Origin of the sequence: Frankia torreyi (assembly GCF_000948395.1) — a bacterium.
GTDB classification, from domain to species: Bacteria; Actinomycetota; Actinomycetes; order Frankiales; family Frankiaceae; genus Frankia; species Frankia torreyi.
This window is the reverse complement of sequence record NZ_JYFN01000049.1, coordinates 1-19,381: the sequence shown is the minus strand read 5'-3', so window position 1 is coordinate 19,381 and position 19,381 is coordinate 1. Positions and strand designations below refer to the sequence as shown.

Here is a 19,381-nt window from a genome sequence, read left to right as displayed (position 1 = left end):
GCCGCGCCGACCGCGCGACGCGGCTGCGACGCGGCTGCAGCGCGTAGACGGCGCGTCCCGGGATCTCCGGCGGATCGTCACGACCACATCAGCAGGAGGGGACCCACGTGCTGCCGTTCCTCATCGCCGGGCTGACCACGGGATCGGTGTACGGGCTGGCCGGTGTCGGGCTCGTGCTCACCTACAAGACGTCCGGCATCTTCAACTTCGCCCACGGAGCCGTGGCCACCGTCTCCGCGTACCTGTTCTACAGCCTGCACGTCCAGGCGGGACTGCCGTGGATACCCGCGGCGGCGATCTGCATCCTCGGCGCCGGCCCGGTTCTGGGCGTGGCGTTCGAGCAGGGCGCCCGGCGGATGGCCGCGACCGCGCTGTCGACCCGGGTGGCCGGCACGGTCGGCGTCCTGCTCGTCGTGCAGGCCGGCGCCGTGTTGATCTACGGGGACACCCGGCCGCGGAAGGTGCCGGTGTTCCTGCCCGACGCCGGGTTCCACGTCGGCAGCACGACCGTGACCGCCGACCGCATCATCGTCTTCGCGGTGGGGATCCTCGCCACCGCGGCGCTCTACGCCTACTTCTCGCTGGCCCGCACCGGCGTGGCGATGCGCGCCGTGGTCGACGACCCGGCGCTGCTCGACACCACCGGGACGAACCCGGTGGCCGTGCGCCGGTGGGCCTGGATGATCGGCATCGGGTTCGCGGCGACGTCGGGTGTGCTCATCGCCCAGTACGTCAACCTCGACGCGACCGCGCTGACCTTCCTCGTCGTCGCGGCCTTCGGCGCCGCGGCGCTGGGCTGGTTCACCAGCCTGCCCGCGACGTACGCCGGCGGGCTCGCCATCGGGATCGTCGCCTCGCTGGCCACGAAGTACTTCGACAGCGGCCTGCTGGCCGGGCTGTCCAACGCCCTGCCGTTCCTCGTCCTGTTCGCCGTCCTGCTCACCGCCCCTCGCCGGCGCCTCACCGAACGGCTGCGCGCGGTGCCGCGTTCGGGCGTCGCCTGGACGACGCCGTGGCGCCTGCAGTCCGCGGGCGGCGTCGCCGTCCTGGCGCTGCTCTGCTTCGTGCCGAGCTTCGCCGGCATCCACCTGGTGGCGTTCAGCGAGTTCCTCGCCTACGCGATCCTGTTCCTCTCCCTCGGCCTGCTCGTGCGGACGTCCGGACAGGTGTCGCTGTGCCACGTCACGTTCATGGCCATCGGGGTCTGCACGTTCTCGCAGCTGCACGTGGAGAAGGGCTGGCCATGGGCGGCCGCGCTGGTGGTCGCGGGCCTCGTCGCGGTGCCGATCGGCGCCCTGCTGGCGATTCCGGCGATCCGCCTGTCCGGGCTCTACCTGGCGCTGTCGACGTTCGGGTTCGGGATCCTCGTCCAGTACATGTTCTACTCCCAGGGCTACATGTTCGGCAGCCTGGGAATCGGCGTCACCGTGCCCACCCCGCGCTGGTCCGCCGTCGGCCTCGACGGCTCCGACCGCGGCTACTACTACCTCGTGTTGATCCTCGCCGCCGCGGCGGCCCTCGCCATGGTGGCCCTGAACCGCAGCCGGCTGGGCCGGCTGCTGCGCGCCCTGGCCGACAGCCCGATCGGCCTCGCGACGAGCGGGACCGCCGTGAACACGACCCGGGTGCTGGTGTTCTGCCTGTCGGCCTTCCTGGCCGCCGTCGCCGGGGTCCTCGACGCCGCGGCGGTCGGGCAGGTCAACGGCGACTCCTACCTCCCCATCACCTCGCTGGTCTACTTCGTGCTGGTCGTCATCAGCGTCGGGGGCGCGCCCTGGTACGCGATCGCCGGCGCCGCCGGGCTCACCCTCGTGCCGTCCTACGTCGACAACGCCGACACCTCCAACTGGCTGCAGGTGGCGTTCGGCGTCTTCGCGATCCTGTACGCGGTCACCGCGGCCCGGGCCCGCGAGCCGCACCCGGCTGTGCGCCGCGCGCTCGACCGGCTCGGCGGTCGCGGCGGTCGCGGCGTGCTCGGCGGTCGCGGCGTGCTCGGCGTGCTCGGCGGTGCCCGCGCGCGGGACGCCGCCGCGGCGTCCAGGCCGGAACCGTCCCGCCCGATCGCCCCGGTGCCGCCGGCCGAACTGGAGATCCGCGACGTGCGGGTGGCCTTCGGCGGCCTGGTGGCCGTCGACGGCGTGACGCTGCGGGCCGCCACGGGGCGCGTCACCGGACTCATCGGCCCGAACGGCGCCGGCAAGACGACGACGTTCAACGTGTGCTCTGGGCTGCTGCGGCCCCAGCGTGGCCAGGTCCTCCTCGACGGCCGGTCGGTCATCCGGCGCTCGGCCTCGACCCGCGCCCGGCTGGGCCTGGGTCGCACCTTCCAGCAGATGGAGCTGTTCGACAACCTCACGGTGTGGGACAACGTTGTCCTCGGGGCCGAGGGTCGGCGGGCCGGACCCAACGCGCTGCGCCATCTCGCCAGCGCCCCGCAGACCGCGCGCGACATCCACGCCGCGGCGGACTCCGCGGTGCGCACCTGCGGCCTGGGTGACCTGACCGGGCAGGTGGCCGGTTCCCTGTCGACCGGGCAACGCCGGCTGGTCGAGCTCGCGCGCTGCCTGGCCGGTCAGCCCCGGCTCCTCCTTCTCGACGAACCCTCCTCCGGCCTCGACCGCGCGGAAACCCGGCACTTCGGGCAGATCCTGCGACGCGTGGTCGACGAGCACGGAGTCGGCATCCTTCTCGTGGAGCACGACATGAGCCTGGTCACCGCGATCTGCGACCACGTGTACGTCCTGGACTTCGGGCGCCCGGTGTTCGACGGGACCCCGGCGGAGGTCATGGCGTCGCCCGTGGTGCGCGTCGCCTACCTCGGGGAGACCGACCCGCTGGCCTCCGACCCGCTGGCGTCCGCCGCAGACGCCGCCCGCCCGCACTCGGCCAGCCTGACCACGGGCGGCGAATGATGGCCGACACCGTCCTCGAACTGCGTGGCGTGGAAGCCGGCTACGGCCGGACGACCGTGCTGCGCGGGGTCGACCTGACCGTGCGCCCCGGCTCCGTCGTGGCCCTGCTCGGAGCCAACGGCGCGGGCAAGACGACGCTGCTGCGCACGGCGACCGGCCTGCTGCCCGCCGCGCGCGGACGCGTCCTCGTCGGCGGCCGGGACCGCACCGGCGCGCCCGCGCACCGGCGGGCCCGCGACGGGCTGTGCCACATCCCCGAGGGGCGGGGCATCTTCCGTAGCCTGACCGTGCGGGACAACCTGCGGATGCAGGTGCCGCCGTGGGCGACGGACTCCTCCGTCGAGGTCGCCCTGGCGGCGTTCCCGGTGCTGCGGGAACGGCTGGGCCAGACCGCCGGCACCCTTTCCGGCGGCCAGCAGCAGATGCTGGCCCTGGCCCGAGCCCATCTCGCCCGGCCCCGGATCGTGCTGCTCGACGAGGTGTCGATGGGCCTGGCGCCCGCCGTCGTCGACCAGATCTTCCACTCGCTCAAGGCCCTGGCCGTGTCGGGCGTCGCGCTGCTGCTCGTCGAGCAGTACGTGCAGCGCGCGCTCGACATCGCCGACCGGGTCGTGCTGCTCGACCGTGGCCAGGTGACCTTCGACGGCCCGACCGGCGACCTCGACCAGAACGCGCTGCTACGCGGCTATCTCGGGACCTGACGCCGCAACCGCGAGGCACCACAACCACAAGGTACTTACAGCTACGAGGTACTTACGGCTACGAGGTACTGCAGCCACTAGGCGGCGGGCAGGGCCCGGCCGCACCGGTTCTGGTCGACGATGGTGAACGCGGTTCCGGTGTCGTTGGCCTGGACGAAGGACCAGCAGGTGGTCGGTTTGCCGAGGCCGTTCCTGACGTCGATAGGCGGCTCGAGCAATCCGCCGGCGTCGTAACTGGTCACCGAGCGCAGGGCCTCGGTGAAGCCTTTCCGGGTCGGGCAGGGGCCGGCCATCTGCAGCCCCTTGAGGAACAGGTCGGTGTTGATGTAGGCGATCATGGCGATTTCCTGGGTGGGGTTCTGGACCTGCGGCGCGTAGTCGGTCATCGCGGCGGTGTAGCGGGCTATCGCGAGGCCACCGGCCTCGAACGGCCGGTAGAANACCGGGACGACAACCCCGGCCATCGCGGGACCGGCCTGGCGTAGTAGCTGGTTGTCGTAGCCGCTGACCGAAAGGATCACCTTCATGTTCTTGCCGGCGGCGCGCAGGGCGGTGAGCACCGGGGGAAGGGCGACACCGGCGTCGACGACGGCGAGCAGGGTGTCGGCGCCGGAGTCGATGATCTTCTGGGCGGCCGCGGTCGGGCTGTCCGCGCCCGGCGTGTAGGGGACCTGGGCCACGGTGGGGATGCCGACGGACTGCAGGCTCTCCACCAGCTTGGCGCCGGCGTTCCCGACCTCGCTGGACAGCGCGGTGCGCAGCAGCGCCGCCCTGGTCCCGCCGCGGGACTTCACGAACTGGCCGTAGGTGTCGACGGAGCCACCGGTGGTGTAGGCGAAGGAGAACATGGTGCGGTACTTCGGCCAGGCGTCGCCGACGGCCAGGCCGCTCACCGGAACATCCCGGTCGGCGAGGTACTGGGCGCTTGCGCCCGCGGCCAGGGAGTACTCCAGGAGGCCGAAGTCGTGCCTGCCCTCGATCAGGTTGCGGGCACCCAGCATGTTCGCCTGGGGGGTACCCGGGTCGTCCTGCCAGTCGTAGACGATCTTGCGCCCGTTGATGCCGCCGCCGGCGTTGGCCTGGCCGAGACGGGCGTCGACGCCGGCCCGCGCGACGGCCAGGGTGGCGGAGCTCGCCCCGGTGTCGGAGTACAGCAGGCCGAGCCGGATCTCCTGCGGGGTCACCCCCGGGGTGGGGCAGGAGGCGGCGGTGATGGCCGGCGTCCTCCCCGACGAGCAGGCGCTGGCCCCGGCGGTCAGCACCAGGACGATCGCGGCGATACCTAGCGTTAAGCCACGACGCATGTTGATCGCTCCGAAACAGGGACAGGAGCGGAGGCGCCGCGCGGGCCGCGGATCCTCGCTCGTCAAGGGAAGGGTGCGGGCATGCCGTACCTGCGGCAGCAGGGAAATCTGCCTGGTATGAGCTGAAGTGTCCCACCGACGACAGGACCCTACCGAAAAGGGGTGAGACAGCGGACGCGCTCCCGTCGACGGGCGCGGATTGCGCAGACGGTCGCCCCGGACACGTATAGCACCACATCGGCACATCGGGGGTGGGGCCCTGCCGCGCGCGACCGATCGTCGCGTACCGTTTTCACCTCCAGCGTGATCGCCGACCCGGGGATGGCCCCTTAGGAGCTCATGTCTCTTCCGACGTTCACCCGACCGCCGAACTGGCGCTTCCGACCTCACGGGCACCTCCACCCGTGGACGCGCCCGTGAGCGACACGGCCGCCATCCAGTTGCCCCGGCCCAGAAGTATCGCGAAACACGCGGTGCCGCACCTGGTCGAGGCGACGGTCATTCCCGCGGCGCTTTTCCTGATCTTTCTGCATCTCGGTGGTCTCACCCTCGCCGCGCTGACCGCCGTGGCCTGGGGCTATATCGCCCTCGGCCGGCGCGTCGTGCGGCGGCAACGCATCCCCGCCCTGCTGATCCTCTCCTCGGTCGGGCTCACCGTCCGCACGGTGATTGTGATCATCAACGGCAATGCGTTCATCTACTTCCTGCAGCCGGTGATCGTCGCGGGGGTGATCGGCATGATCTTCCTGTTGTCGGCGTTGACGCCCCGGCCACTGGTCCACCGGTTGGCCGGCGATTTCTGCCCGCTGCCCGCGGGCGTCACCGAGCGGATCGGCGTGCGCCGGCTCTTCCTCGGCCTGACCCTCTTCTGGGCCGCCGTGAATCTCGGCAACGCCGCCTTCACCTTCTGGCTGCTGGTGTCGCAGTCCACCGCCGTGTTCGTGGCGATCCGAGGGGTTACCGGCACGGCCGTGACCGCGACCGCCGTGGCGATCACCGTCGCCTGGTCGTGGCGCGTCGCCCGGCTGGAGGGCCTGCGCGCCCCCCGCTCCCGCCTGGCCTGAGCCCTCCCGGCCGCCACCTCCGACCGGTGTCTGCGCGTCCCGCGCAGGCGAGGGAGGGGGTGGGGGCCGGGGCGCCGAGGAGAAATCCCTGGCCGTAGGGAATGTGCACGTCGAGAGCGGTCTGCAGTTCGGCGGGAGTTTCGACGCCCTCCGCGATGACGCAGCCGCCGAACTCCCTGCTGATCATGACGAGGGCCGCGGCGGTCGTCCGGCGGGCCGGGTCGGTGTCCATCCCGTGGGTGACCAGATAATCGAGCTTCACGATGTCCGGGTGCAGCTCGATGAGCTGCTCCAGCCCCGCGTAGCCGGTTCCGGTGTCATCGGCGGCGATCCGCACGCCGCGGGCGCGCAGCTCCCGCACGCCGCGCAGGACCTCGGTGTCATTGCAGAAGTACTCGTGTTCGGTGATCTCCACGACCAGACGTCGACAGGTCTCCTCGTCACGCAGGACGTCAAGCAGTCCGGAGGTGATGGTGGCCGGCGAGGCGTTGACCGTGAGGCAGACGGCGGCGGGTAGCTGGGGCAGCGCTCGCAGCGCCCGGCGGATCGCGGCCAGCTCCAGTTCGGCGCTGAGGCCGATGGTCATGGCGTCGAAGTACCAGCCCCGCGGGCCTCGGGGCGGCTCGCGGGGCTCGTGGGACTCGTGGGACTCGTGGGGGTACCGGGGCTCGTGGGGGAACCGGGACAGCGCCTCCACCGCGGCGATCCGACCCGTCGCCAGGTCCACGATGGGCTGGTAGACGATCTCCGGGCCGCCGGCGTCGATCATCTCGCTGATGCTGCACCAGACCCGGCAGCGGGCCTCCCAGATTCGGTGCAGGTCGATGACGGCGTCGCTGAGGTACTCGGCGGCCAGGCCCAGGAAGCGGCTGTCCCGCTCCCGCAGATGCGGCCGCGGGTCACGGCTGATGCAGCCGAGCACCCCGAACACCTCACCCTTCCTGTCGGTCACCACCGTCGCCGCGTAGCACCCGATGCCCATCCCCTGCACAATCGGCGTATCGACCAGGAAGTGATCGCGCCGGGTGTCCGGGATCACCTTCGGGAGCGTGCCGGCCAGCAGGCTCCGGTAGAACCGGGGATCGGGGCGGACCCGGGTTCCCGCTGCCAGCCCGAACCGCGCGCCGGCTCCGTTGAGCACCTGGATGATGAGATCATCCCCGTCCGCCCGGGCCAGGTAGGCGAGGTCCATCCCGAGGTGACGGCGCAGTATCCCGAGCAGCTCCATGACCGTCGTGTCCGGTTCGATCCCGTCCGAGGAGGGTCCGGACGCCGACTCCGCCCGTGCCATCGCCCCTCACCCCCAGCAGTCCACGCGATTGGTGCCTGCCCCCGCCCTGCCCCCCGTAACCGGTAGTACACCAACATGTACGTTCCGGCTGTAATCCTGGCTGCTTCCGGCAGAGCGAAGGTCCCCATCGTTCGGGGAACCTCCGTCGTTCGGGGGGTCTCCGTCGTTCGGGGGGTCTCCGTCGTTCGGGAGGTCCCCGTCGTCCGGTGGGCCGGAGCGAGGAGCGGACGAGATCCATCCCTCGCGTGACCTCGGCCGCCCTGGATGGGGCCGATGCACCTGAAACGCGCAGCCAGGGTCCGGTCCCGGTTCGGATCCGGACGTCGGCTGCAGCGTGTTTTGCCCGCCGCGGTTCGGGCAGCGTGGCCAGGTGGCCAACGAAGGGAGCGACCGATGAGCGGTCTCACGGACAAGCTCGGTGACCTCGAGGACAAGCACGACAAGCAGGTCGATCAGGCCGTGGGCAAGGCCGGCGAGGAAGCCGACAAGCGCACCGACGGGAAGTACTCCGAGCAGGTGGACAAGGGGGTGCAGGAAGTGCAGGAGCGCGACTGACGCGGCACCGTCGGCGTCGCCCTCCCGGCCATGTCCTCGCCCGCGAGCAACTACTTTCCGCGGACTGAGGACATGGCTGGTTTCCGCGCGGCCGGTCAGACGGGTGGAGCCGCACCCGCACCGTTCGTGGTCGACGCTTCGCTCGGCGCGTAACGGGCCTGGAGCTGGGCCAGGGTCGCCTCGATGCCGGCCGCGTTGGCCTTCGTCGCGCGGATGAGGTCGTAGTAGCGGATCGTGGCCTTGATCCGGCCCATTCTGCTGTAGTCGAAGGTCTCGCTGACGCGGGTGCATCCGGTCGATTCCGGACTGAACTGCCAGCGCCACCGGTGGCCGACCGGGTGCCGCCACTCGATGAGGCGGTCCTCCTCGAACGCCGTGACCCTGCTGGTGATCCGGTAGGGCAGACCGTAGGCCTTCATGTTCACCGAGAAGGTCGCGCCTTCAGTCAGCCGCGGCGGGCCGGAAACGGTGGCGCGTACTGTGCCGGAGCCGTCGAGCTCGCGGTGCCGGCGCGGGTCGGCCACGATGGCAAACAGTTCGCTCACTGGCGCGTTCACCAGGACCGACCGGCTGATCTGGTGCGGTCCGGTGTCGATGACGGTCACGGTCATGATTGTCGTCCTCGTCGCTCGTGGCGCATGAGCGCAGCGTCGGTCCTCGCCCGGGGGAGAGTCAAACCACGATCGACGGTGGACCCTCCAGCGCCGGCACCAATGTCCCATCCATCGCCGCCGCCCCGGGAATGGCGGGGCCTGGGGCGTGTGCAGGACGCGGACGGGGGTAGTTCGCCGGTCGCGCCGCGCAGCGGGGCGGCGCCGTTGAGTATGACGGGATCTCCCGAGAAGAGGTAGGCATGCGCGGGTCCGAACGGGTACTCGATCGGCTCGAACGGGAGCAGGCGCTCGATCCGGTCGCCGGGCGCGCCCACGCGTTCTGGTCGAAGGCGCTGCGGTCGCAACGGCTACGCGATCTGCTCAGCGGCCGGGCGCTCGGACATCCGCTGCATCCCGCGGCCGTGATCGTGCCGGCGGGGACGCTGCTGAGCGCGACCCTGCTCGACGTCACCGGCGGGCCCGGCCTGCGCCCGGCCGCGCGGCGGCTCATCGGGCTCGGGCTGCTGTCGGCCGGTCCCGCCGCGGTGGCCGGGTGGTCGGACTGGCTCGACACCGACGGCGCCGAACGCCGCGTCGGGCTCGTGCACGCGGCCTGCAACATCGTCGGCATCGGGTGCTACACGGCGTCCTGGTGGCAGCGGCATCGTGGCAGCAGCGGGGTGGCTGGCAGCGGGGTGGCTGGCAGCGGGGTGGCTGGCAGCGGGGTGGCTGCGAACGGGACGGCCGCGAACGGACTGGTCGCGAGCCTCGCCGGGGCGACCGCCCTCGGCGTCGGCGGGTGGCTGGGCGGCCACCTCGCCTACGCGCTCGGGGTGGGGGTGGACACCACCGCGTTCCAGCGGGGCCCGGCCGACTGGACGGACGTGCTGGCGGCCGGCGAGGTCACCACGGCGCTTCGGCAGGCCGAGGTCGACGGCGTGCCCGTGCTGCTGACCAGGGTCGACGGCCGGATTATCGCGATCAACGATCGTTGCACCCACCGGGGCGCCCCCCTGAGCGACGGCACACGCGACGGCGACTGCGTGCAGTGCCCCTGGCACGGCAGCCGGTTCGCACTGACCTCCGGCGACGTCGTCCAGGGTCCGGCGACCCGTCCGCAGCCGGTGTACGAGGTCCGCGAGCGCGCCGGGCGGGTCGAACTGCGCCGCTCGGAGGTCCGGGCCCTGCGCGCCAACCCCGTCGGTCCCTCGCCCGCTCGGGTGTCGATCGGCTGATTCGCCGCCTCCGGCACCTGACGGCGTCCTTCGCTAGGTTTCCTCCATGGCCTTCTCCCTCATCGTCGTCGGCGCGACCGGAAACGTCGGGCGTGGCATCGTCGCCGCAGCTCGCAAGCGGGACTGGGAGGTGACGGCCGTCGACCGCGACACCGTCGGCTTCGACGCGCTGCCCGACGAGTTCGCGGGCGTCAAGACCGTCGTGGGCAGCGTCGCCGACGCCGAGCGGGCGGCCGAGCTGGCGGGGCGCCTCGACCTGGCCTCGGCCGACGCCGTCGTCGTCGCCGTGAACATCCCGTGGACGCCCACGCCGGTCCTGGCGACGACCTGGGCGCAGGCCGACGACCACCTCGGCCCCTACCTGCGGCTGCACCTGAGCGCGGCGACCACCTTCCTGCCGGCCCTGTCTGCCGGCGCGGTCTACCTGGGCATGGGCGGCGGCATGGCGGACATCCCGGCCCGCGGGATGGGCGTGGTGTCGATGGCCCAGGCGGCGCAGCGGATGCTGTACCGGCACCTGGAGCGGGAGGCCCGCGCCAGCGAGGTGCTGGTGCGCGAGGTCATGATCCGCGCCATGGTCCACGGCTTCGGCCAGCCCGGCGAGCCGGGCCCGGGCATGCTCGGCTCCGACGTCATCGGCGAACGGGTCTGCGACGTCCTGATCGACGCCAGGGAGCAGGAGGTCGTCGTCGTCCTCGAGGTGTGAGCCCCTCGGCGATGACGTGGAGGTCGCGCTCGGAACCCGGGGACATGCGGCGGAGGTTACGGCGTCAGGGCGGCGGCGACGGTGTCGGCGAACTCGGTGGCGTAGGGCGAGAGCGCCTGCCAGCTCCGGGCCGCCCAGCCCACTGCGAGTGGGGTGAGATCGGGAATCGGTATCAGCCTGGTATGGCTGTCCGGGAGCAGCGTCGGTCTGGGCAGCGCCGGGAGGATGGCGGGGGCGGTGCCGAGTTCGGCGAGGAGCAGGGCGGTGTCCCAGTCGGCGATTCCCGCCGGCGCCGAGGGCCTGATGCCCAGTCGGACCAGGCTTTCCTCGAGTCGCAGTCGTGATGTCGAGTTCTCGGGCTGAACAATGTAACTGATGTGGCCCAGATCCTCCGGCCGGATCACGGCGCGCTCGGCGAGCGGGTCGTCGGGGCGCACGACGAGCACCCACGGAAGATCGACCACGGGCCGCTGCTCGATGCCGGGCAGCGGCTGACCCAGCGTGATCCAGGCCAGGTCGACCTGGCCCGCCTGCAGGATCTGTACACAGTGCTGGGTCGAGTTCGCGGCGTGGAATTCCAGCGTCACCTTCGGATAGCGCTGACGGAATGCGACGACGGCCTCGGCCATGAAGTGCCGCACGGTGACGCCACCGGTGGTGATGCGGACGGCACCGCCGACGCCTCGGCGAAGGTCGTCCAGATGCTGCAGCGCATCGTCCAGCGAGGCGGTGGCGCTCCGGGCGGCCAGGTACAGCAGCCGACCGGCGGGCGTCGCAACCACTCCGCGCGGCTGCCGCTCGAGAAGCGTCAGGCCCGTCGCCCGTTCGAGCCGCTTCACGTGCTGACTCACGGCGGACTGGGATCGGGAGCTGGCCCGGGCGACGCTGGCCAGACTGCCGGCCTCGCAGACGGCGACGAACACCCGGAGATCCTCGAGGGTCACTCGACCCAAGGTATCACTTGGGTCGAGTGAACCGATCCCATGGATTGACTTGGGTCTGACGCCCGGTTCACGATGGCGGCGCACGGAATCGAAGCGTGGCGGCAACCCGTCCGCGGCCTCGAATGCGGCGTGTCCACGGACCCGGGTCCCGGTCACGGATGCCCGAGTGCTGCCGGACGGGTGCCGACCCCGATTGTTCGGCGGCGGATTACCAGGACCGGGGAGAGATCCGACAATGCCCTTCCTCATCGGGATCGCCGGGCCGGTCGCCGTCGGAAAGAGCACCATCGCGCGTGTGCTGGGCGAGTTGCTGTCCCGCCGACCGGCGGCCCCGAGCACGGGCAGCGTCACGACCGACGGATTTCTCTATCCGAACCGGATCCTGGAGCGGCGCGGAATCCTGGATCGCAAGGGTTTTCCGGAGTCGTACGACCAGGAGGCGATGCTGCGGTTCCTCACGGCGGCGAGGGCGGGCCGGCAGGTGCGAGTTCCGGTGTACTCGCATGAGCACTACGACGTGGTGCCGGGCCGGTCGGTGACGGTGGGTCGGGAGGACATCCTGATCGTCGAAGGTCTCAACGTGCTGCAGTCATGTCGCCGCCCGGACGACCGCGGCCCGGCAGTGGACCTCAACGACCTCTTTGACCTCACCCTGTATGTGGACGCCGAGTTCGACGATCTGCGCCGATGGTATGTGGCTCGCCTGCGGACACTCCTGCGGACGGCGCGCGGGAATCCTCCCGCGCATCTTCGTCGGTACGCCTGCCTTTCCGCGGCCGAGATCGCCGAGGAGGCGACGAGGCGCTATCGGGAGATCAACGAGGTCAACCTGGTCGAGAACATCCAGCCCACCCGGGAGCGGGCCGACGTCATCGTGCGAAAGGGTTCCGATCACGCGGTGCGGGAGGTGCTCGTACGCGGGAGCGGGGACGCCACGACCAGCGCGGCGGCCAGCGCGCTGCCCGCCGTGGTGACCGCCCGCACGGCGAGGGCCGCCGCGGGCACCCAGGTGTCGAGCTGCCGGGCCTCGGTGAGGTAGCTACACAGAACGGCAGCACCAGGCCGCCGCCGAGCGCGCTCACGGCATTGGTGGCCAGCAGTGTCCGGGCCGGATACGGCAGCGCGCGCAGCCGCCTGATCGTCGTCATCGAGGATCTTCCCTCTGTTCGTGGTAACGGCTCGGCTCGCCGATCCGGCGGCTCATGACACGGCTTGCTCTCGGCGCGTTCCGGCTCCGGGCGGCGTGTGGGCCGCCGACCCGCCGACCCGCCGACCCGCCGACCCGCCGACCCGCCGAGCAGCCGAGCAGCTGACGCAGTTCGCCGCGCGGCCGATCTTCCGCCCCTTGGCGACGGCAGCAGCGGGACCGACGTCTCGGGAACCGGCCACAGGGCCGCCGTGCGGACAGAGACCGGACGGTCCACATCAGTACGACGAGTAATCATGGGATCGTTGGCTGCGGTGATTGCGCTGACGGTGCTGGCTGGGTGGCTCGTGACCTTGGGCGGAGCGGACTCCATCGCGCCGGCAGTGGTATCCGGAAGGTTGGCCGAAGAAGCAGAAAAAGTCGCCGCCGATCGGCCTGATCTTGCCTGATTGATGGGAGGGGCGTCGTCCGGCTGTGGAACACCGCTACCCGAAGCGGAAGTGCCGCGCCTCTGGCCAGTTTCACCGCCCCTACCAAAGATCCCGGCCGCCTGGCGTTCAGTCCGGACGGAAGGATCCTGGCCGCCGGTGGCTCGGATGGCGTCTTCCGGTTGTGGGATGCCACCGCCCGAGGTGAGGTCGCCCAGCCTCTTACCACTTTCACCGGACCCGCGTGGGATCTCCTCGATCTGAAGTGCGGTCGTCGACGGCGTGTTGGTCATCACCGCCCGTACCCGGGGCGGTGATGCTAGAGACGTGTCGCAGTCCGGATGAGGTCGGCGACGGCTCTGGACCGGCTGTGCGGTGGCCAGGCGATCACGGTGGTGACTGTCGGCGCGTCCAGCACGGGCACGGCGGCGAGGTCCCCGTGCAGTTGGGCTCGGCACGACTCCGGTGAGAGCGTGCAGGCGCGGCCGAGCGCGATCAGCTGCAGCAACTGCGCGTGGTCGCGGACCTGCGGGCCGGGGCCGGGCGGGTAGGCGCCGTCGGGGTCGGGCCAGCGTGGCAGGGGCAGGCCGGGCAGCGCGGTGATGTCGGCCATGTGCACGTGGGCCCGGACGGTGAGCGGATGCCCGGCCGGCAGGACCACAACCTGGCTCTCCGTGCTGAGCTCTGCGGTGTGGAACCCGGCCGTCGAGTCGAACGGCCGGTGCAGTAGCGCCACGTCGGCCCGGCCCTCGCGCAGGAGTCGTTCCTGCTCGGCCGGGCCGCACAGGGTGACGTCGACGGGGACCGCGCCGGGTTCGGCGGCGTAGGCGTCGAGCAGTTTCGCCAGCAGTTCGCTGGACGCGCCGGCTTTCGCGGCCAGGACCAGGCCGGGACGGCCGGTCGCGGCGAGGGCGGCGCGGCGGGTCCGGCGGTCGGCGGCGTCGACCGCGTCGAGGGCCGCCCGGCCCTCGGCCAGCAGGACCGAGCCTGCCTCGGTCAGCGTGACGGTGCGGCTGGTCCGGTCCAGGAGTGCTGCCCCGAGCCGGCGTTCGAGCTGCTGGATCGCCCGTGACAAAGGCGGCTGTGCGATCCCGAGCCGCTGCGCGGCGCGCCCGAAGTGCAGCTCTTCAGCGACAGCGACGAAGTATCGCAGTTCCCGGGTCTCCACGCAGCCACACTATCCGGGATCGATACCTGGGCGGTATCGTCGGTCACCTGATCGGTGTTGGACCCCTCGCCAGGGTCCGGGTCAGCATTGACCCTATGAGTGAACCGACGATTGCGCTGGTCACCGGCGCGAACAAGGGAATCGGCTACGAGATCGCCGCGGGCCTGGGTGCCCTCGGCTGGAGCGTCGGCGTCGGCGCCCGCGACGATCAGCGCCGGGAGTCCGCGGTGGAGAAGCTGCGCGCGGCCGGCGTTGACGCGTTCGGCGTGCCGCTGGACGTGACGGACGACGCGAGCGCGACCGCCGCCGCACGGCTGATCGAGGAGCAGGCCGGGCGCCTCGACGTGCTCGTCAACAACGCCGGCATCACTGGTGGTATGCCGCAGGAGCCCACCCAGGTCGATCCGGCCACCATCCGGACGGTCGTGGAGACCAACGTGATCGGCGTCATTCGCGTCACCAACGCGATGATGCCGCTGCTGCGCCGCTCTGCCTCGCCGCGGATCGTGAACATGTCCAGCAGTGTCGGCTCCCTTACCCGGCAGTCAGGAACCGCTGGCGAGCAGACGACGGGTCCGGTGGCCGTGGCGTACGCGCCGTCGAAGACGTTCCTGAACGCCGTCACCCTCCAGTACGCCCGGGAGCTGAGCGGTACGAACATCCTGATCAACGCCGGCTGCCCCGGCTTCGTCGCGACCGACCTCAACGGCTTCCGCGGCGTGCGCACCCCCGAACAGGGCGCGGCGATCGCCATCAAACTCGCGACCCTGCCCGACGACGGCCCGACCGGCAAGTTCTTCGAGGACGCTGGCGTAGTGCCCTGGTGATGTGCACGGCGGTCATCACCCACCTGACGGTTCAAGGCTGGGAATGGCACGCTGACCCTTATCACCTCGCTCCCGGCCCCAAGTCCCTGCTCACGCTGTTCGACGCAGGGCACATGCTCGGCGGGATCTCCGGAGATGACGCCGCCGAGACCACGGACGAGAACCCCGAGCGGGTGACCGCAATCCAGCAGCTGACCTAGGCCTACCTGCGCACCGAGCTCTATCCCGCAGATTCTGCCTGGCAGGCGGCGTGTGACGCGCTGACCGCCGGAGACAACTCGCTCGGCCGGGTCGAATCCACACTGTCAGGAGACTGTTGTGCACATTGCGATCATCGGCAAGGGGAAAGTGGGCTCTGCTCTGGGAGCACGGCTCGCGTCCGCCGGCCACGAGGTGGCCTACGGCTCACGTACCCCCGAGGACCACACCGGGTCGGTCAGTCAGACGGATGCCGTCCAGGGCGCCGAGCTGGTCATCATCGCCATCCCTGGGACTGCTGTCCTTTCTACGTTGGAGGGGATCGGGGAGGATGTCCTCGCCGATCGGATCGTGCTGGACGTGTCGGCCGCCTTCACGCCGGACATGGCGCTGGCCTACCCCAACGACAGCGTCGCCCGGCGGGTGCAGGCGCGCTTCCCCCGGGCCCGGGTCGTCAAGTCCCTGAACACCATGAACGTCTCGATCATGGTGGACCCGCTGGCCTCGCTCTCGCAGGCAACGGTGTTCGTCAGCGGTGAGAACCAGGACGCCAAGGCGGCCGTCAAGGGGTTGCTGGCCGACCTGGGCTGGACCACGGAGAGCATCCTCGACCTCGGGGGCATGGCCAGTGCGACAGCCACCGAGCACGCCGCGCCGTTGTTCTTCGCGACCTACCAGGCCCTGCAGACGATGCGGTTCGCCATCGCCATCACGCGCTGACAGCAGAGGTCAGGGACCGACACGAAAGGACTGATGCCGCATGCCGCGAACACCCCGGCCCAGCTTCGGGATCATGACCGCCCCCATGCGGATCGGCTACCACGACATCCTGCGGGTCTGGCGCGAGGCGGACGAGATCGCCGAGATCGAGCACGCGTGGCTGTTCGACCACCTCATGCCGATCGGCGGCGACCCGGACGGGTCGTCCTACGAAGGCTGGACCCTGCTGGCGGCCCTTGCCGCCCAGACCCGGCGACTGCGCCTGGGCCTGCTCGTCACCAGCAACCGCATCCGCCCACCCGCGATGCTGGCCAAGATCGCCACGACTGTCGACACCGTCTCCGGTGGACGTCTCGACTTCGGCATCGGCGCCGGCTCACGACCGGACCAGCCCTTGGCTCGGCGGGAGTACGAGGCGCACGGCCTGCCCTTCCATGACGCCGCTCACGCCGTGGGCAGCCTCGCCGAGGCGTGCACGGTTATCCGGCGGTTGTGGACCGAGCCCGAACCCTTCGACTTCCACGGCACCTACCACCGTCTCACCGATGCGTTCGGCAATCCGAAGCCTGTCCAGCGGCCCCACCCGCCGATCCTCATCGGCGGCCGTTCGGCCGCTGTGCTGCGCATCGCTGCCGAGCACGCTGACCTGTGGAACATCCCGGGCGGCGACATCGACGACGTCGTCAGCCGCAGCGCGCTGCTGGACCGCTACTGCGCCGAGAACGGGCGCGACCCTGCCGCCATCACCCGCTCGATCCACCTGCCGGTCTCCTACGACCAGCCCGGCACGACCCGGGACGCAGTCGGCAAGGCGATCGACGCCGGCTTCCGGCACATCGTTCTCGGCCTGCCGGCGCCCTACCCCGCCGGTGCCGCCCAGTGGGTCGCCGACGAACCAGCACGAGGGCTCCGCCAAGGGGACGCGACGGCATCGGGCGCGGCAACTGCTTCGTGATCGTCGGTATCGTGGTGGCGGTGCCGTTCATGGCCCGCCGGGTCTGCCTGCNGGTCCTGTTCCGCCTGCACATCCCCAAGACCAGCATCTCCAAGCCCGAGCAGGCCCGCGCCATGGTCGACCTCCTCGCCCAGACGCTGCCCGCATGGCCTGGTGGACCGGACGGTCTGGGTGCCAGGCGAAGGGCCCGGTTCCGCGCCACCGGAGGATCCCACGACGCCGGAGGAACGGCGGCGCGGCGCGGTCTGACGGGGTCACGGCACCCGGAGCGAGCACGGTAGCGCGTCAAATCCCAGGTCAGGGTGCATGCCGCCGACCGGGCTGCGGTCCGTGTGCCCGCGACCGAAACGCCGGCCCGACGCGGAGCCGCGTGCGACCCCGTCCACCGCGGGAGCCCGGGTCGTCAATGGGCCAGACCCATGACTGCTTGTGGGTGATTTGACCGCTAAGGTGATGTGTACGGAGGGTCTGACGAGCGTCAGACGGGGAGAGGGCGGTCGCGGTGGCTACGGCTGAGGACGAGGTGTCGAGCGCGTCAGGGGCTTTCTCCCCGGCACCAAGATTCATCTCGGCTGATCTGAAGATGGACATCCCGCATTCGGCGCGAGTCTATGACTACTTCCTCGGCGGGAAGGACAACTTTCCGGCCGACCGGGCCGCCGCCGAACAGATCATCAGTGTCTTCCCGGACGTCCAGAACACCACGCAGCAGAACCGGGCCTTCATGCTGAGGGCGACCCGCTACCTCGCCGGCGAGGCGGGCGTCCGGCAGTTCCTCGACATCGGGACCGGCATTCCCACCAGCCCGAACCTGCACGAGGTCGCCCAGGGGCTCGCGCCGGACTCCCGGGTCGTCTACGTCGACAACGACCCGATCGTGCTCGTGCATGCCCGGGCGCTGCTGACGAGCAGCCCGGAGGGTCGTACCGCGTATGTGGACGCCGACTTCCACGACCCCGCGCGCATCCTGGCCTCCGCCGAGGTGCGTGACACCTTCGACCTGGACCAGCCGGTGGTCCTGTCCCTGATCGGCATGCTCCACTTCATTCCGGACGAGGGTGATCCGTACGGCCTGGTCCGTACGCTGACCGATGCCCTGCCGTCGGGCAGCTTCCTGTCGCTCACCCACGGCACCGCGGACTTCGCTCCGGAGGAGGCGGAATCGGCGGCGGAGATCTACCGGCAGCAGGGCATTCCGACGCGCCTGCGGTCCCGCGACGAGGTGCTCCGTTTCTTCGAGGGCTTCGACTTCGTCGACCCCGGTCTGGTCAACGTCCTGCGCTGGCGGGCCGACGGCACGACGGATGGCCTGGCCGACGCCCAGGTCGGCACGTACGGCGGAGTTGCCCGCAAGCCGTAGTCCCTGCGACGGAGGTCCATGCGATGACCGCATCGTCAGGCACCCACGAGCCCGCCCGCCGTTTCGACGGCCGCGTCGCCTTCATCACCGGCGGCGCGGCCGGCTTCGGCCTTGCGTTCGCCCGGGAGCTCGCCGAACGAGGGGCCTCGGTCGTGCTCGCCGACATCGACGCCGCCGCCGCGGAGCGTTCCGCCGCCGCCCTCGCCGCGGCCGGGCACACGGTGTTGCCCGTGCGCTGCGACGTTGCCGCCGAGGACACGGTCGACGCGGCGGTGGCCCGCGCCGTCGAGCACTTCGGCGGGATCGACATTCTGGTCAACAATGCGGGTCGGCATCTCACCCGGTACAACCTGCCGTTCCAGACGCTGGCCCGCGACGACGTGCGCGAGCTGTTCGACGTGAACGTCATGGGCGTCGTGAACTGCTCGCTCGCCGCCCGGCCGTCGATGGCGGCCAGGGGCGGCGGGTCGATCATCAACATCTCGTCGATGGCGTCGCATATCGGAACGTCGCCGTACGCGGTGTCGAAGCTGGCCGTCCGTGGCCTGACGGTCGCGTTCGCCACCGAGTTCGCGCCGGACAACATTCGGGTGAACGCGATCTCACCCGGGCTCATGGACACCGAGAGCGCGATGGCCGACCTGCCCGCGGAGCTCGTCCGGGACATCATCGACCAGCGCCAGCTCATCCACCGTCAGGGCCGCGTCGCCGACATCGTCGCGGCGCTGATCTACCTCTGTTCGGCCGAGGGTGGCTTCGTCACCGGCGAGACGCTCAAGGTGACCGGCGGCTTCCCGCTCTACTCCTGACCCGCCGTCGCGCCCCGCCCGGTCGGCTCGCCTTCAGGAGACCGGGTCAGCCCCCCATCTGCGGGAATAGGGGCGCTAGTAGACCGTCGCCACTAATGTTTGGGGTATAGGTGGCGGAGTTTGGTGCGGGCGTCGGCGGTGGTGAAGTGCCAGTGGACTTGGCGCTGGTCGGNGTTGACGGCTGTCTGCCAGGCGGCGAGTTCGGTGTTGAGCACGTCGAGGTCGTCGATGCGGCGGTCGAGGCATTGGCGGGTCAGTGCGGCCAGTTCGATCTCGGCGATGTTGAGCCAGGAGCCGTGTTTGGGGGTGTGGTGGATCTCGAGGCGCCCGGCGAGAGCGAACGCGACGGCGGGGTCGAAGGCCTCGTAGAGCGAGGCGATGCCGTGGGTATTGAGGTTGTCCATGACCAGCACCACCCGCTCGGCGTGGGGGTAGTCGATGGTCAGCAGGTGCTGGACCTGGTG

At 70.8% G+C, this 19,381-nt stretch carries 21 protein-coding genes and 1 pseudogene; 15 read left to right on the top strand and 7 right to left on the bottom strand.

Going from position 1 to position 19,381, the window contains the following annotated elements; translation table 11 throughout:
- The first annotated feature begins 107 nt into the window (after positions 1-107).
- Positions 108-2,912 carry a branched-chain amino acid ABC transporter permease/ATP-binding protein gene (locus tag FF36_RS23540; RefSeq protein WP_063925341.1) on the top strand — a complete coding sequence of 935 codons (2,805 nt, stop codon included), beginning with the start codon at positions 108-110 and terminating at the stop codon, positions 2,910-2,912.
- On the top strand, positions 2,909-3,613 hold the full coding sequence (locus FF36_RS23535; protein WP_095212355.1) for an ABC transporter ATP-binding protein: 705 nt from the start codon (positions 2,909-2,911) through the stop codon (positions 3,611-3,613). Before FF36_RS23540 ends, FF36_RS23535 begins: the two co-directional genes overlap by 4 nt.
- Positions 3,614-3,690: 77 nt before the next feature.
- Here FF36_RS23535 and FF36_RS38845 read toward each other — a convergent pair.
- Together FF36_RS38845 and FF36_RS23530 are read right to left on the bottom strand one after the other, a co-directional pair.
- Positions 3,691-4,053, bottom strand: a pseudogene (locus FF36_RS38845) (ABC transporter substrate-binding protein); the annotation flags it as partial.
- Position 4,054: 1 nt separating this feature from the next.
- Positions 4,055-4,917, bottom strand: an 863-nt coding sequence (locus FF36_RS23530) for an ABC transporter substrate-binding protein (protein WP_242422783.1), incomplete at its 3' end; no start/stop codon positions are given.
- 416 nt (positions 4,918-5,333) lie between these two features.
- Between FF36_RS23530 and FF36_RS23525 the strand changes: the two genes are divergently transcribed.
- Positions 5,334-5,981 carry a VC0807 family protein gene (locus FF36_RS23525; RefSeq protein ID WP_044887335.1) on the top strand — a complete coding sequence of 216 codons (648 nt, stop codon included), beginning with the start codon at positions 5,334-5,336 and terminating at the stop codon, positions 5,979-5,981.
- Here the strand turns inward: FF36_RS23525 and FF36_RS23520 are convergent.
- Positions 5,911-7,272 (bottom strand): sensor domain-containing phosphodiesterase, encoded by a 1,362-nt coding sequence (locus FF36_RS23520; RefSeq protein WP_173667323.1) that lies wholly within the window; start codon positions 7,270-7,272, stop codon positions 5,911-5,913. The genes FF36_RS23525 and FF36_RS23520 overlap by 71 nt on opposite strands.
- A gap of 393 nt (positions 7,273-7,665) precedes the next feature.
- Here FF36_RS23520 and FF36_RS33220 point away from each other — a divergent pair, with 393 nt between their 5' ends.
- Positions 7,666-7,827, top strand: coding sequence for an antitoxin (locus tag FF36_RS33220; protein WP_082122166.1), 162 nt, complete (start codon positions 7,666-7,668; stop codon positions 7,825-7,827).
- Between the two features lie 95 nt (positions 7,828-7,922).
- On the opposite strand, the gene FF36_RS23515 is transcribed toward FF36_RS33220, so the two are convergent.
- Complete coding sequence (locus FF36_RS23515; RefSeq protein ID WP_044887334.1) at positions 7,923-8,438, bottom strand: SRPBCC family protein; 516 nt, start codon at positions 8,436-8,438, stop codon at positions 7,923-7,925.
- A 242-nt stretch (positions 8,439-8,680) separates the two neighbouring features.
- On the opposite strand from FF36_RS23515, the gene FF36_RS23510 reads away from it, so the two are divergent.
- Positions 8,681-9,655, top strand: coding sequence for a Rieske (2Fe-2S) protein (locus FF36_RS23510; protein ID WP_044887333.1), 975 nt, complete (start codon positions 8,681-8,683; stop codon positions 9,653-9,655).
- A 46-nt stretch (positions 9,656-9,701) separates the two neighbouring features.
- Complete coding sequence (locus FF36_RS23505; protein WP_044887332.1) at positions 9,702-10,361, top strand: NAD(P)H-binding protein; 660 nt, start codon at positions 9,702-9,704, stop codon at positions 10,359-10,361.
- Positions 10,362-10,417: 56 nt separating this feature from the next.
- On the opposite strand, the gene FF36_RS23500 is transcribed toward FF36_RS23505, so the two are convergent.
- The gene (locus FF36_RS23500; protein WP_044887331.1) at positions 10,418-11,305 is read right to left on the bottom strand and encodes a LysR family transcriptional regulator; all 888 of its coding nucleotides are present in this window, start codon (positions 11,303-11,305) and stop codon (positions 10,418-10,420) included.
- 235 nt (positions 11,306-11,540) lie between these two features.
- Here FF36_RS23500 and coaA point away from each other — a divergent pair, with 235 nt between their 5' ends.
- From coaA to FF36_RS41120, 3 genes are all read left to right on the top strand, one after another.
- Positions 11,541-12,344 carry a type I pantothenate kinase gene (gene coaA / locus FF36_RS23495; protein WP_052681362.1) on the top strand — a complete coding sequence of 268 codons (804 nt, stop codon included), beginning with the start codon at positions 11,541-11,543 and terminating at the stop codon, positions 12,342-12,344.
- Positions 12,345-12,748: 404 nt separating this feature from the next.
- On the top strand, positions 12,749-12,901 hold the full coding sequence (locus FF36_RS35555; protein ID WP_157871735.1) for a hypothetical protein: 153 nt from the start codon (positions 12,749-12,751) through the stop codon (positions 12,899-12,901).
- Positions 12,898-13,197, top strand: a complete 300-nt coding sequence (locus FF36_RS41120) for a WD40 repeat domain-containing protein (RefSeq protein WP_110431505.1) — start codon at positions 12,898-12,900, stop codon at positions 13,195-13,197. The genes FF36_RS35555 and FF36_RS41120 overlap by 4 nt, the downstream gene beginning before the upstream one ends.
- A gap of 2 nt (positions 13,198-13,199) precedes the next feature.
- Here the strand turns inward: FF36_RS41120 and FF36_RS23490 are convergent, their stop codons facing one another.
- Positions 13,200-14,048 carry a LysR family transcriptional regulator gene (locus tag FF36_RS23490; protein WP_044887330.1) on the bottom strand — a complete coding sequence of 283 codons (849 nt, stop codon included), beginning with the start codon at positions 14,046-14,048 and terminating at the stop codon, positions 13,200-13,202.
- Between the two features lie 95 nt (positions 14,049-14,143).
- On the opposite strand from FF36_RS23490, the gene FF36_RS23485 reads away from it, so the two are divergent.
- The 6 genes from FF36_RS23485 to FF36_RS23455 all read left to right on the top strand — a co-directional run bounded on the left by FF36_RS23485 (position 14,144) and on the right by FF36_RS23455 (position 18,917).
- Positions 14,144-14,875 (top strand): SDR family NAD(P)-dependent oxidoreductase, encoded by a 732-nt coding sequence (locus tag FF36_RS23485; protein WP_044887329.1) that lies wholly within the window; start codon positions 14,144-14,146, stop codon positions 14,873-14,875.
- On the top strand, positions 14,872-15,075 hold the full coding sequence (locus FF36_RS41555; RefSeq protein WP_044887328.1) for a hypothetical protein: 204 nt from the start codon (positions 14,872-14,874) through the stop codon (positions 15,073-15,075). The genes FF36_RS23485 and FF36_RS41555 overlap by 4 nt, the downstream gene beginning before the upstream one ends.
- A 118-nt stretch (positions 15,076-15,193) precedes the next feature.
- Positions 15,194-15,793 carry an NADPH-dependent F420 reductase gene (locus tag FF36_RS23475; protein ID WP_044887327.1) on the top strand — a complete coding sequence of 200 codons (600 nt, stop codon included), beginning with the start codon at positions 15,194-15,196 and terminating at the stop codon, positions 15,791-15,793.
- 40 nt (positions 15,794-15,833) lie between these two features.
- Positions 15,834-16,748 (top strand): LLM class flavin-dependent oxidoreductase, encoded by a 915-nt coding sequence (locus FF36_RS23470; RefSeq protein ID WP_044887326.1) that lies wholly within the window; start codon positions 15,834-15,836, stop codon positions 16,746-16,748.
- A 502-nt stretch (positions 16,749-17,250) separates the two neighbouring features.
- On the top strand, positions 17,251-18,108 hold the full coding sequence (locus FF36_RS23460; RefSeq protein WP_044887324.1) for an SAM-dependent methyltransferase: 858 nt from the start codon (positions 17,251-17,253) through the stop codon (positions 18,106-18,108).
- Between the two features lie 23 nt (positions 18,109-18,131).
- Positions 18,132-18,917, top strand: a complete 786-nt coding sequence (locus FF36_RS23455; protein ID WP_044887323.1) for an SDR family NAD(P)-dependent oxidoreductase — start codon at positions 18,132-18,134, stop codon at positions 18,915-18,917.
- A 173-nt stretch (positions 18,918-19,090) separates the two neighbouring features.
- Here FF36_RS23455 and FF36_RS23450 read toward each other — a convergent pair.
- A partial coding sequence (locus FF36_RS23450) for a transposase (protein ID WP_242422781.1) occupies positions 19,091-19,381 on the bottom strand: 291 nt, incomplete at both ends.

Coding starts and splice junctions, on each gene's coding strand:
- FF36_RS23485 (WP_044887329.1), top strand. CDS start 14,144: ATGAGTGAACCGACGATTGCGCTGGTCACCGGCGCGAACAAGGGAATC.
- FF36_RS35555 (WP_157871735.1), top strand. CDS start 12,749: ATGGGATCGTTGGCTGCGGTGATTGCGCTGACGGTGCTGGCTGGGTGG.
- FF36_RS23470 (WP_044887326.1), top strand. CDS start 15,834: ATGCCGCGAACACCCCGGCCCAGCTTCGGGATCATGACCGCCCCCATG.
- FF36_RS23455 (WP_044887323.1), top strand. CDS start 18,132: ATGACCGCATCGTCAGGCACCCACGAGCCCGCCCGCCGTTTCGACGGC.
- FF36_RS23505 (WP_044887332.1), top strand. CDS start 9,702: ATGGCCTTCTCCCTCATCGTCGTCGGCGCGACCGGAAACGTCGGGCGT.
- FF36_RS33220 (WP_082122166.1), top strand. CDS start 7,666: ATGAGCGGTCTCACGGACAAGCTCGGTGACCTCGAGGACAAGCACGAC.
- FF36_RS23515 (WP_044887334.1), bottom strand. CDS start 8,438: ATGACCGTGACCGTCATCGACACCGGACCGCACCAGATCAGCCGGTCG.
- coaA (WP_052681362.1), top strand. CDS start 11,541: ATGCCCTTCCTCATCGGGATCGCCGGGCCGGTCGCCGTCGGAAAGAGC.
- FF36_RS23535 (WP_095212355.1), top strand. CDS start 2,909: ATGATGGCCGACACCGTCCTCGAACTGCGTGGCGTGGAAGCCGGCTAC.
- FF36_RS23510 (WP_044887333.1), top strand. CDS start 8,681: ATGCGCGGGTCCGAACGGGTACTCGATCGGCTCGAACGGGAGCAGGCG.
- FF36_RS23520 (WP_173667323.1), bottom strand. CDS start 7,272: ATGGCACGGGCGGAGTCGGCGTCCGGACCCTCCTCGGACGGGATCGAA.